The sequence below is a fragment of the Streptococcus cristatus genome (assembly GCF_003943535.1).
GTDB classification, from domain to species: Bacteria; Bacillota; Bacilli; order Lactobacillales; family Streptococcaceae; genus Streptococcus; species Streptococcus cristatus_L.
The window spans coordinates 31,846-45,499 of record NZ_RJPU01000009.1 but is presented as its reverse complement, the minus strand read 5'-3'; the positions used below and the strand labels follow the sequence as shown (position 1 = coordinate 45,499).

Below are 13,654 nucleotides of genomic sequence, written 5' to 3'. Positions count from 1 at the left end.
CCTTGTCAAGGAGTTGACAAGGTTGTTTTTCTTTATAATTTTATTGGACAGAGTAGTTTGGAGCTTCATTGGTGATTTGTACATCGTGAGGGTGACTTTCTTTCAAACCAGCACCACTCATCTCAATAAACTGAGCATTTTCATGAAGTTCTTGCAGGTTAGCTGCACCGACATATCCCATACCAGAACGGATACCGCCTAACATTTGGAAGACGATATCTGCAGCCGCTCCTTTATAGGCTACACGGCCTTCGATTCCTTCTGGAACCAGCTTATTCGCTTCATTGACAGAACCTTGGAAATAGCGATCGCTGGAACCTTTCTTCATAGCTGCGATAGAGCCCATTCCACGGTAAGTTTTAAATTTACGTCCTTGGAAAATTTCAGTCTCACCTGGCGCTTCGTCTGTTCCAGCAAACATGGAACCAAGCATGACTGCATTTCCACCTGCAGCTAAAGCCTTAACAATATCTCCAGAATATTTAATTCCACCATCAGCAATGATGGTTTTTCCATATTCACGTGCGACTGCAGCTGCATCGTAGATTGCTGTGACTTGTGGCACACCGACACCGGCAATGACACGAGTTGTACAGATAGAACCTGGTCCGATTCCGACTTTTACTACATCAACACCGGCATCAAAGAGGGCGCGTGCACCTTCAGCAGTTGCAATATTTCCGGCAATCAAAGTGCGATCTGGGAAGTGAGCACGAATTTCAGCAATTTTACGTAGAACGCCAGCTGAATGACCATGGGCTGTATCAATAACAATGGCATCTGCTCCTGCTTCAAAGAGGGCCTCTGCACGCTCAAAGGTATCTGAAGTGACACCTACCGCACCAGCAACTAGCAGACGACCAAATTCATCTTTTGCTGCATTTGGGAACTCAATCACTTTTTCAATATCTTTAATGGTAATGAGACCAGAAAGTCGACCGTTTTCATCTACTAAAGGTAGTTTTTCAATCCGGTGTTCTTGCAGAATTCTTTCAGCAGTTGCCAGATCAGTTCCGACTGGAGCTGTAACAAGATTTTCACTGGTCATGTGGTTGGAAATTGGTTGATTATAATCTGAAATAAAGCGTAAATCACGGTTAGTCAGGATACCGACTAATTTACGATTTTCCATCGTTTCAACCACTGGGACCCCACTAATGCGGTAGCGACCCATCAATTCATCTGCTTCAGCAATTGTATGATTAGGAGTCAGGAAGAATGGATCGATGATGACACCATTTTCAGAACGTTTTACCTTACGAACTTCATCAGCCTGCTGTGCAATAGACATATTTTTGTGGATGACACCTAGACCGCCGGCACGGGCAATGGCGATCGCCATTTGACTTTCGGTAACTGTATCCATAGCCGCAGTAATAATTGGGATATTTAATTTTAAATTCTCAGCAAGTTTTGTACTTAAATCAGCATCATTTGGCAACACGTGACTTTCAGCTGGAATGAGCAATACGTCATCAAAGGTAAAACCTTTTTTCAAAAATTTAGTGTCCCAGTTAGACATCCACAGTTTCCTCTTTTCTTATATATTGAGCAAGGCTCGTCTTTTTATTGTTAATATCATACCATTCTATAGGCATTTGTCAATGATTATTATGCAAAAATTAAAAACCATCTCTTTTGAAGGTAAAAGACGATGGTTTTTGATACAATCTACTATTATTGTTCGTTATTTAAAGTAATTAATTCCCATTGCATTTTTGACTTCTGACAGGGTTTGTCCAGCAACTTGTCGAGCACGTTCACTGCCTTCTTTCAGCATGTCATAGACTTGGCCCATGTCTTTTGCAAACTCGAGGCGACGCTCTCTGATTGGTCCTAATTCACGCTCCAAAATTTCTAAGAGATAGCGTTTAGTTTTGACATCCCCCAGACCACCGCGTTGGTAGTGTTCTTTCATAGCTGCAATTTCAGCAGCATCTTCTGGCCGACCAAAAACATCCAGATAATGGAAAACCATATTACCTTCGATTTTTCCTGGATCTTCAACTTTGATGTGGTCGGGATCGGTGTACATACTCATAACCTTTTTCTTGAGTGTATCCATGTCATCCGCTAGATAAATCCCATTGTTCAATGATTTGGACATTTTAGCATTGCCATCAAGGCCTGGCAGACGACCAGCCGCTTCATTTTCTGGATAGATGCCTTCTGGCTCCACCAAAACCTCACAGTCATAGGCATGATTGAAGGAACGAACAATTTCACGTGTCTGCTCAATCATTGGTTTTTGGTCATTTCCGACAGGTACATAATTGGCCTTAAAGGCTGTAATGTCAGCTGCTTGAGAGATAGGATAAACCAAAAATCCAGTTGGGATACTTTCTCCAAAACCTTTCTGAGCAATTTCTGTCTTGACAGTTGGATTGCGCTCTAATCGAGCTAAAGATACCAAATTCATGTAATACATTGACAACTCTGCCAACTCAGGAATCTGACTTTGGATAAAAATAGTTACTTTTTTGGGATCCAGTCCAGCTGCTAGATAATCTAAAGCCACATTACCAATGGATTTTACAATCGTTTGTGGATCTTTCGCATGGTCTGTCAGAGCTTGTTGGTCCGCCAGAAAAACAAACATATCATATTTATCTTGATTTTGTAGAAGAACACGGTTACGTAAGCTTCCTACATAATGACCAATATGTAATTTTCCAGTCGGACGGTCTCCGGTTAAAATAATGGGTTTTGTCATTGCTTGCTCCTCAATTAGTGTTGTTCTCATTATATCATTTTCAAAGAAAATGCGGAAGAATCTAGAAGAAAAAAGAAGAATCATAGTTTAAAAGAAATTAGTTGACAATATATTTACAGCATGTTTACAAAGTTGACAGCATTTTTATCTCTTTTAATAGTTTTTTATTCTATAATAATTTGAAAAAAGAAGAATTTTCTAGTAAAATGGAGGAGATTACATATATAGGAGAAAATCATTGCTTACAGTATCTGATGTGTCACTGCGTTTCAGTGATCGAAAATTATTTGATGAAGTAAATATTAAATTTACAGAAGGAAATACCTATGGTTTGATTGGAGCTAATGGTGCAGGTAAGTCTACCTTCTTGAAGATTTTAGCTGGGGATATTGAGCCAACGACAGGCCATATTTCTTTAGGGCCAGATGAGCGACTCTCTGTTTTGCGTCAAAATCATTTTGACTATGAGGATGAGCGGGTCATTGATGTCGTTATCATGGGGAACGAGCACCTTTACAGCATTATGAAAGAGAAAGATGCTATTTATATGAAGCCTGACTTCTCTGACGAGGATGGGGTTCGAGCAGCTGAGCTGGAAGGAGAATTTGCTGAGTTGGGTGGCTGGGAAGCTGAAAGTGAAGCCTCTCAATTGCTACAAAACCTCAATATTCCAGAAGACTTGCATTATCAAAATATGAGTGAATTGTCGAATGGCGACAAGGTTAAGGTCCTTCTTGCCAAGGCTCTTTTTGGCAAGCCAGATGTTTTGCTTCTGGACGAGCCGACCAATGGTTTGGACATCCAGTCTATCACTTGGTTGGAAGATTTCTTGATTGATTTTGAGAATACAGTTATTGTCGTATCCCACGACCGTCACTTCTTAAATAAAGTTTGTACGCATATGGCTGACCTTGATTTTGGTAAGATCAAACTTTATGTCGGAAACTATGATTTCTGGAAAGAATCAAGTGAATTGGCAGCTAAGTTGCTCGCTGACCGCAATGCTAAGGTGGAAGAAAAAATCAAGCAATTGCAAGAGTTTGTGGCTCGCTTCTCTGCCAATGCTTCCAAGTCCAAACAGGCAACCTCTCGTAAAAAGATGCTGGATAAGATTGAATTGGAAGAAATTGTTCCGTCAAGTCGCAAATATCCATTTATCAGCTTTAAAGCAGAACGGGAAATCGGGAATGATCTCTTGACAGTAGAAAATCTTTCTGTCAAGATTGACGGCGAGACTATTCTTGACAATATCAGCTTTATCCTGCGTCCTGGCGATAAGACAGCTTTGATTGGACAAAATGATATCCAAACAACTGCCTTGATTCGTGCCTTGATGGGAGATATCAACTATGAGGGGACCATCAAATGGGGTGTCACAACCAGTCGTTCTTATTTACCAAAAGATAATTCTCGTGACTTTGCTGGTGGTGAATCTATTCTTGACTGGCTTCGTCAATTTGCTAGTAAAGAAGAAGACGATAATACCTTCCTTCGAGGTTTCTTAGGTCGGATGCTTTTCTCTGGCGATGAGGTTAACAAGCCTGTCAACGTCTTGTCAGGTGGAGAAAAAGTTCGGGTTATGCTGTCTAAACTGATGCTTCTCAAGTCAAATGTTTTGGTTTTGGACGACCCAACCAATCACTTGGATTTGGAATCTATTTCTAGTCTTAATGATGGTTTGAAGAACTTTAAAGAGTCGATCATTTTTGCCAGCCATGACCATGAGTTTATTCAAACCTTGGCCAACCATATCATCGTTCTCTCAAAAAATGGTGTGATTGACCGCATTGACGAAACTTATGATGAATTTTTGGAAAATCAAGAAGTTCAGGCAAAAGTCAAAGAACTTTGGAAAGATTAATAAGTTGTCAATGTAAGTTGACAGAAGTTTACAGAGGCATGAAACAACGTTTCGGCCTCTTTCTCTATAAGAAACATGAAAAAAATCAGATATTTTTTTAAGAAAAATTGGCTTTATTTAGCTTCCTTCATCTTACCTTTTCTCATTATGTATTTTATTTATCTGAGTCAAGGTATTTACTGGGGTAGCAATACTTCTCCGATTCTTGGAGATGGCTTTCATCAGTATGTCGTATTTGATACGACATTGAGGAATATCCTTCATGGAACGGATAGTCTTTTTTACACGTTTTCAAGTGGATTAGGACAAAATTTCTATGCCCTATCTAGCTATTATCTAGGAAGTTTCCTTTCCCCCTTCGTCTACTTTTTCGATTTAAAATCAATGCCAGATGCGGTTTACTTGTTTACTCTTATTAAGTTTGGCTTGATTGGCTTGACAACTTGTATTAGCATTAAAGGGATCTTTAAAAAAATTCCAGAAACACTAGTCTTGATTCTGTCAACCTCCTTTGCCTTGATGAGTTTCTCAGTTAGTCAACTAGAAATTAAAACTTGGTTAGATGTATTTATATTAGTCCCTCTTATCATCTTTGGTTTACACAAGTTGATGAATGGGCAAGGGAGAGTTTTATACTTTACAAGCTTGTCAATTCTCTTTATCCAAAATTATTATTTTGGTTACATGATGGCCTTGTTTTTAGTCCTTTGGTATCTCGTTCAGCTTTCTTGGGACTTTAAGGCCAGGATTCGGTCTTTTCCTGATTTTGCTATCGTGTCAATATTAGCAGGCTTTACTAGTTTAATTATGATTTTGCCAACTTATCTAGATCTGAGTTCACATGGTGAGACCTTGACAAAGGTTGAAGGCTTGTTTACTGAGAAAAGTTGGTATCTAGATATTTTTGCTAAAAATTTTGTAGGAAGTTTTGATACGACTAAGTATGGATCCATTCCTATGATTTATGTTGGTCTATTTCCTCTTATTTTAAGTATCTTATTTTTCACGATAAAAAGTATTAAGCTTCGCGTGAAACTGGCCTATATTTTCTTGATTGGCATTTTTATAGTGAGTTTTCGACTGCAGTATTTGGATTTGCTTTGGCAAGGAATGCATGCTCCAAATATGTTTTTACATCGCTATTCTTGGCTCTTTTCTCTTCTTATCATTTTGATGGCTGCAGAGACGCTCAATCGTTTGGAGGAAGTTAAATGGCGACAAGTATTCCTTAGCTTTCTGCTCATTTCTTTTGGTTTTCTAGCCACTTTATACCATAGTAAACGCTATGATTTTCTTGGTCCTGAAAATTACATTTTTACCTTAGAGTTTTTCTTTGCCTATCTCTTAATCAGCTTCGCTTTTATTCGTTGTCACGTTAGGCAAAGTATGTTTACACTATCTTTACTGTTTTTTGTGGTTTTTGAGCTTACCTTAAACGCTTATTATCAGGTTGATGGAATTGCTAAAGAATGGGTTTTTGCAAGTCGTTCATCCTATTCGAAAAAGATGAACGAAATTGACAGCCTTGTCAATTATAGTAAGAAAGAAAACATAGATTTCTTTCGAACAGAGAGGCTTGATCCTCAGACTGGGAATGACAGTATGAAATTTAATTATAATGGAATTTCTCAATTCTCATCAGTCAGGAACACGCAAGCTAGCTCGACGTTAGATAAGTTAGGTTTTAAATCAGCAGGAACTAACCTTAATCTCCGCTATCAAAATAATAGCATTTTGATGGATAGCCTTTTTGCTGTAAAGTATAACTTGTCTGAAACAGATCCGCAGAAATTTGGTTTTTCTGCAGATAAGACTGAGCGATCAATGACATTGTATGAAAATAATTATGCTTTGGGTTTGGCTTTCTTAACCAATGATGTTTACAAAGATGTCAAGTTCACTAATTTAACGCTCGACAATCAGACAGCCTTTTTAAATCAACTATCGGGTTTGGATCATAAATATTATGAGCGAATTTCTATAGCTGGTAATGAGGAAGAAACTGAAGGGAAAGTAACTGCAAGCATTGAAAATGACACTCAATTAAGCTATGCTAGCGTCACTTATACAATTGAGGTGCCTGCAGGTAGTCAAGTCTATGTCAACCTTGCAGATCTTGATTTTTCAAACGATAATCAGACGGATGTCAATATTACTGTAAATGGAATCACGAATCGTTACCCAACCCATAATGTTTTTCCATTTTTGAATATTGGTTACTTTAAGGAAGCACAGACGGTTTCTATTCAATTTTCTTTTCCAGAGAATCGAAATGTTTCTTTTAACCAACCAGAGTTCTTCTCTGTGGATGTAAACAAATATCAGCAACTCATAAGTAAATTGAAAGAACAAGAAGTTTCTGTGACGACAAAATCCAATAGGGTAACGGTTGATTATCATGCGGATAGAGATAGTTCTCTCTTTTTCACCATTCCTTATGATAAGGGGTGGACAGCTAGTGTAGATGGCAAGAAGGTACCGTTAAAACGTGCGCAGAATGGTTTTATGAAACTTGATGTGAACAGAGGAGCAGGTAGAGTTACTTTATCATTTGTTCCAAGGGGATTAAAGGAAGGAACTGCAGCTTTCATTTTAGGAATAGTTTTATTTTTCTTCTATGATAGAGTTCGATTTAAATGGAGCAAAAAACATATAGATAGTTCAGCATAGGCTTTACATCATCAAAAAAGCTTTATAATATATGTCTGTTTTTACAAGTTCTTCAATAGTCTGTAATATAATTCATCAAAGTAATAAAGTTCTGTAATACTTTTGCTTTAGGATAGATATATCACAGAAAAGGAGAATTCTAAACATGAATTTGTATTTTAAAAATAGAATGATGAAAGCAGGCTTGCTCAGTTTGATGGCAGGAGCTGCTGCTTTGCTTCCGATTGTAGCCAATGCAGAAAGTTATACTGTCAAGTCAGGTGATACCTTGTCCGCGATTGCTGCTTCTCATCAGACGACTGTTGACAAGATTGCGCAAAAAAACAAGATCAGCAATATCAATCTGATTAGTATTGGTCAGGTTTTAGAGCTGGACGATGATGTATCTGAGCAGGTGACTGTTGAAAAATCAGATAAGGCTGAGCAATCTACTGTAAACCCAAGTTCTGACTTGAGTGCTGAGGATGCAGAGGCTAAGGAGTGGATTGCTCAAAAAGAATCCAGCGGCAGTTATACAGCGCAAAATGGGCAATACTATGGTCGCTATCAGTTGACTATTACCTATCTAAATGGAGATTTGTCACCAGAAAATCAAGAGAAGACAGCGGATGCTTATGTAGTAGGTCGCTATGGCTCATGGTCGGCTGCTAAAAATTTCTGGTTAGCAAATGGCTGGTATTAAAACTTTATTTAGAAATATGTTTATAGGGATTGGAATTTGCATTCTAGTTCCTTTTTTATAATTATTAGTACATTTTTGCTTGGAATATGATATTTTGCATCAAGGTATTTACAATACTGTAAATTTACTTGACAACTTATAAAGCTCATCAGATTGGGCAAAGGTTATTCGTTGTTCTCCTTGCTAAATCATGCTATAATAGACCTTGCTCAAGCGACCTTCAATCGTTGAAAGCACAGCACGACCTTCAATCGTGAAATAACGAAAAGATGGGAGAACACAATGAGTGATAACTCTAAGACTCGTGTCGTCGTTGGTATGAGCGGAGGTGTCGATTCATCAGTAACTGCTTTACTCTTGAAAGAGCAAGGTTACGATGTAATTGGCATCTTCATGAAAAACTGGGACGACACAGATGAATTTGGTGTCTGCACAGCCACAGAAGATTACAAAGATGTTGCAGCTGTTGCAGACCAGATTGGCATTCCTTACTACTCTGTCAACTTTGAGAAAGAGTACTGGGAACGTGTTTTTGAATACTTCTTGGCGGAATACCGAGCTGGTAGGACTCCGAACCCAGATGTCATGTGTAACAAGGAAATCAAGTTTAAAGCCTTCCTTGACTATACCTTGACACTGGGTGCAGATTACGTTGCTACGGGTCACTATGCTCAGGTGAAGAGAGACCAAGATGGACTAGTCCATATGTTACGTGGCAAGGACAACAATAAGGATCAGACCTACTTCTTAAGTCAGCTATCACAGGAACAACTTCAGAAGACTATGTTCCCTCTGGGACATCTAGAAAAGCCAGAAGTTCGAGAAATTGCTGAAAGAGCTGGCTTGGCCACTGCTAAGAAAAAAGACTCGACTGGCATTTGCTTCATAGGTGAGAAGAATTTTAAAGAATTTCTGAGTCAATATTTACCAGCCCAGCCTGGTCGCATGATGACAATGGATGGCCGAGATATGGGTCAGCACGCAGGACTAATGTACTATACCATTGGCCAGCGAGGTGGTCTTGGGATCGGTGGTCAGCAGGGTGGTGATAATGAACCTTGGTTTGTGGTCGGAAAAGATCTTAGCCAAAATATTCTTTATGTTGGTCAAGGATTCTATCATGACCATTTAATGTCAACCAGCCTTGACGCTAGTCAGGTTCATTTCACGAAAGAAATGCCGGAAGAATTTACTATGGAATGTACAGCTAAGTTCCGTTACCGGCAGCCAGATTCTAAGGTGACAGTTACTGTAAAGGGTGACAAGGCTGTTGTCAACTTCGATCAACCACAAAGGGCCGTTACTCCAGGCCAAGCAGTCGTTTTCTATGATGGAGAAGAGTGTTTAGGTGGAGGATTGATTGACAGAGCTTATAAGAATGGTCAAGTCTTGCAGTACATTTAGATTGACAATTCAACATAATTTGCTAAAATAAGATAAGCAATACCTATGATGGTCAAAGCTCATGGATGTTGCAGGCTTTTTTGTCCTGCACTTCTAGAGACTTGGCCTTTTTTGGTGAAAAAATGAAGGAAAAAGAAATGACACACAATTTTACTGAAAGTTATGATGTTATCGTGATTGGAGCAGGGCACGCTGGGGTTGAGGCATCGCTTGCTGCTAGTCGAATGGGTTGTAAAGTTCTTTTGGCAACCATCAATATTGAGATGCTGGCTTTTATGCCTTGTAATCCCTCTATAGGAGGGTCTGCAAAAGGCATTGTCGTTCGTGAAGTAGATGCTTTGGGCGGAGAGATGGCCAAGAATATTGACAAGAGCTATATCCAGATGAAAATGCTCAATACTGGTAAAGGACCCGCTGTTCGGGCTCTTCGAGCGCAGGCAGATAAAGAGCTTTACTCCAAAGAAATGCGGAAGACTGTCGAAAATCAAGAAAATCTGACTCTGCGGCAAACCATGATTAATGAAATCTTGGTAGAAGATGGTAAGGTCATTGGGGTTAAGACAGCGACGCAACAGGAATATGCAGCTAAAGCCGTCATTGTTACAACTGGAACAGCCTTGCGGGGAGAAATCATCATTGGTGATCTCAAGTATTCATCTGGTCCAAACCATAGCTTGGCAGCCATTCCTTTAGCTGATAATCTGCGTGATCTAGGCTTTGAAATTGGCCGTTTTAAGACAGGAACACCTCCACGTGTTAAGGCATCATCTATCAATTATGATGTGACCGAGATTCAGCCAGGAGACGAAAAAGCCAATCATTTCTCTTACACCTCTCGTGATGAAGACTATGTGAAAGATCAAGTGCCTTGCTGGTTGACTTATACCAATGCAGAAAGTCATGAAATTATCCAAAATAACCTGCACCGTGCTCCTATGTTTTCAGGTATCGTTAAAGGAGTAGGACCACGTTATTGCCCGTCTATTGAGGATAAGATCGTCCGTTTTGCGGATAAGGAACGCCACCAGCTTTTCTTAGAGCCTGAGGGTCGTGATACGGAAGAAGTTTATGTGCAGGGGCTGTCAACTAGTCTGCCAGAAGATGTACAGAAGGATTTGGTTCACTCTATCAAAGGTTTAGAAAATGCTGAGATGATGCGGACAGGTTATGCCATTGAGTACGATATGATTATGCCCCACCAGTTGCGGGCAACCTTGGAAACAAAGAAAATTTCAGGACTCTTTACAGCAGGGCAGACCAATGGAACTTCTGGTTATGAAGAAGCAGCGGGTCAAGGGATTATTGCTGGGATTAACGCGGCATTGAAGATCCAAGGTAAGCCAGAGTTGATCTTGAAGCGTAGTGATGGTTACATTGGAGTCATGATTGATGATTTGGTGACCAAGGGGACTGTAGAACCTTATCGCCTCTTGACTAGTCGAGCGGAATACCGTTTGATTCTCCGCCACGACAATGCAGATATGCGTTTGACAGAGATGGGACGAGAAATTGGTTTGGTAGATGATGAGCGCTGGGCTCGTTTTGAGATTAAAAAGAATCAATTTGACAACGAGATGAAGCGCTTGGAATCCATCAAGTTGAAACCTATCAAGGAAACCAATGCTAAGATAGAAGCGCTTGGCTTTAAAGCTCTGACAGATGCAGTGACAGCCAAAGAATTTATGCGGCGACCGGAAGTGTCTTATCAAGATGTGGTTCAATTCATTGGTCCAGCGGCAGAAGAATTGGATGAAAAGATTATCGAGCTAATTGAGACAGAGATTAAGTACGAAGGTTATATTTCTAAAGCTCTTGATCAAGTTGAGAAGATGAAACGCATGGAAGAAAAGCGGATTCCAGCCAATATTGATTGGGATGATATTGACTCGATTGCGACAGAAGCGCGGCAGAAGTTCAAGAAAATCAATCCAGAAACGATTGGTCAGGCAAGCCGTATTTCGGGTGTCAATCCAGCAGATATTTCGATTTTGATGGTTTACTTAGAAGGCAAGTCTAGAAGCATTTCTAAAAACAAAGCAAAATCGTAGACATATTAACGTACTATCTTATTGATAGTACGGTTTTTTGAATAATTTACAGAATTGTAAATACATGTTTACAAAAAACCTCTTTTATATAGAGAAATATTTACAACTACTGTCAACTTTTTGTTTAATAAAATTTACAAGATTTACACATCTTGTAAATTAATTGTGAATGTTTATTTGAGAATAGATCTAGGATTTGAGTCTTTCTTGCTTCACAAGTATCCAGAGGCAGTGAAAACTCGCTTTTTTTAAGAAAATATGGTAAAATGGCGCAATAAGAGGTTTTTTAATGAAAAGAATTCGTTTTTCCCCGAGCCACTTTGCGATAGTGGGGTTTACTTCCTTTATCATATTAGCTATTTGTCTACGCCTTTTTGGTGATAGTTTGCCTATGCTGGTGTCTCTTTTCATAGTGCTGGTGCTCTTGGTTGGACTATTTATACAGCAGCAAAGAGTGACCGAATTGGACGAGCTTGAGCAAATTCGCTATGTCAATCATCAAGCAGAGGGAAGTTTAGCTTCTTTGTTGGATAAGATGCCAGTTGGTGTGATTAAAATCAATGAAAATAGTGGAGATGTAGATTGGTTCAATCCTTATGCTGAATTGATTTTTACAACGGATGATGGGGAGCTAAATAGTGATCTCCTTCAGGAAATTATCCAGCTTGATGCTTCGAAATCGGGTAGCTACGCAACAGTAGGAGATAACCAGTATTCTGTTTACTTTGATTCAGCTTCTAGTGTCCTGTACTTTTTTGATGCATCGAGTGAGTATGAAGCAACAGTTGGGCTAGTTACGACGCGACCAGTTATCGGTGTTGTCTCAGTTGATAATTATGATGATTTGGAAGATGCGGTATCAGATTCAGATATCAGTCATATCAATAGTTTCGTAGCTAACTTTGTAGCAGAGTTTTCTGAGCAATTTCATATGTTCTACCGTCGGGTGGGAATGGATCGTTATTATCTTTTCACGGATTATACGGTTTTGGAACAACTGATGGATAGTAAATTTTCGATCATTGATCAATTTCGGACAGAAGCTAAGAATCGAAAACTTCCTTTGACGCTTAGTATGGGCTTTTCTTATGGAGATGGTAAGCATGATGAAATTGGTAAGATTGCCCTCCTTAATCTTAACCTAGCTGAGGTCCGGGGTGGTGACCAAGCGGTTGTCAAAGAGAATGACGAGACCAAGAATCCCGTATACTTTGGTGGTGGAACGGCTGCATCTGTCAAACGTACACGCACGCGTACGAGGGCTATGATGGCAGCTATTTCAGATAAAATCAAGAGTGTAGATCAGGTTTTTGTGGTTGGTCATCGCAATCTTGATTTGGATGCCTTAGGTTCCGCGGTGGGTATGCAGCTTTTTGCCAGCAATATCATTGAAAAAGCTTATGTTGTGTATGATGACCAACAGATGGGCTCAGACATCTATCGCTCCATTCAAAAATTGACGTCGGAAGGCGCTGATTATCTTTTGTCGATTTCGGAAGCCATGAACCGAGTGACCAGTCGTTCGCTCTTGATAATGGTGGACCACTCGAAGCTAGCTTTAACGCTTTCAAGGGAATTATTTGACCGATTTAGCCAGACGATTGTGGTGGATCATCACCGTCGCGATGAGGATTTCCCTGAAAATGCAGTCATTGCCTATATCGAAAGTGGAGCTAGCAGTGCCAGCGAATTGGTAACGGAGCTGATTCAGTTTCAAAATTCCAAGAAGAATCGCCTGAATAAAATTCAAGCCAGCCTGCTCATGGCTGGGATTATGCTGGATACCAAGAAGTTCACTTCCAGAGTGACCAGCCGAACCTTTGATGTAGCCAGTTATTTGCGGGCTCGGGGCAGTGATAGTGTCGTCATTCAGGATATTTCTTCGACGAATTTTGAAGAATATCGAGCAGTCAATGAGCTGATTTTGACTGGTAAGAAGCTTTTGCCAAATGTGATTGTAGCAGCGGGTCCTGAAAATGCCAGCTATGATACAGTCGTCATTAGTAAGGCGGCTGACACCATGCTTGCCATGTCGGGCATTGAAGCAACATTTGTAGTCAGCAAAAATACTGAGGGTTACGTATCCATTTCAGCTCGTAGTCGCAGCAAGATCAATGTTCAGCGGATTATGGAGAAAATGGGTGGTGGCGGCCACTTTAATCTAGCAGCAGCGCAAGTTATCGATCAAACGGTTGCTGAAGTCACTCAACGTCTAAATCAAGAGATTATGGATCAAGTGATGGATAATGAGGAATCAATAGAAAAGGAGAAATAAA

General features: G+C 39.9%; 8 protein-coding genes. 6 read left to right on the top strand and 2 right to left on the bottom strand.

Features of this window, described 5'->3' with window-relative positions; translation table 11 throughout:
* Window positions 1–40: 40 nt before the first annotated feature.
* The gene (gene guaB / locus D8790_RS09600; RefSeq protein ID WP_005591397.1) at window positions 41–1,522 is read right to left on the bottom strand and encodes an IMP dehydrogenase; all 1,482 of its coding nucleotides are present in this window, start codon (window positions 1,520–1,522) and stop codon (window positions 41–43) included.
* 165 nt (window positions 1,523–1,687) lie between these two features.
* The gene (trpS, locus tag D8790_RS09595; RefSeq protein ID WP_125388422.1) at window positions 1,688–2,713 is read right to left on the bottom strand and encodes a tryptophan--tRNA ligase; all 1,026 of its coding nucleotides are present in this window, start codon (window positions 2,711–2,713) and stop codon (window positions 1,688–1,690) included.
* A 238-nt stretch (window positions 2,714–2,951) separates the two neighbouring features.
* On the opposite strand from trpS, the gene D8790_RS09590 reads away from it, so the two are divergent.
* The 6 genes from D8790_RS09590 (at window position 2,952) to D8790_RS09565 (ending at window position 13,653) form a co-directional block, all read left to right on the top strand.
* Entirely contained in the window at window positions 2,952–4,574 is a 1,623-nt protein-coding gene (locus D8790_RS09590; protein WP_125388421.1) for an ATP-binding cassette domain-containing protein, read from the top strand.
* 75 nt (window positions 4,575–4,649) lie between these two features.
* Window positions 4,650–7,244 carry a YfhO family protein gene (locus tag D8790_RS09585; RefSeq protein ID WP_125388420.1) on the top strand — a complete coding sequence of 865 codons (2,595 nt, stop codon included), beginning with the start codon at window positions 4,650–4,652 and terminating at the stop codon, window positions 7,242–7,244.
* Window positions 7,245–7,389: 145 nt separating this feature from the next.
* On the top strand, window positions 7,390–7,926 hold the full coding sequence (gene apf, locus D8790_RS09580; protein WP_062004566.1) for an aggregation-promoting factor: 537 nt from the start codon (window positions 7,390–7,392) through the stop codon (window positions 7,924–7,926).
* A gap of 258 nt (window positions 7,927–8,184) precedes the next feature.
* Window positions 8,185–9,330, top strand: coding sequence for a tRNA 2-thiouridine(34) synthase MnmA (gene mnmA / locus D8790_RS09575; protein ID WP_260470302.1), 1,146 nt, complete (start codon window positions 8,185–8,187; stop codon window positions 9,328–9,330).
* 137 nt (window positions 9,331–9,467) lie between these two features.
* On the top strand, window positions 9,468–11,378 hold the full coding sequence (gene mnmG / locus D8790_RS09570; protein ID WP_125388418.1) for a tRNA uridine-5-carboxymethylaminomethyl(34) synthesis enzyme MnmG: 1,911 nt from the start codon (window positions 9,468–9,470) through the stop codon (window positions 11,376–11,378).
* Window positions 11,379–11,667: 289 nt separating this feature from the next.
* Window positions 11,668–13,653, top strand: a complete 1,986-nt coding sequence (locus D8790_RS09565; RefSeq protein WP_185761938.1) for a DHH family phosphoesterase — start codon at window positions 11,668–11,670, stop codon at window positions 13,651–13,653.
* Window position 13,654: the final 1 nt, after the last annotated feature.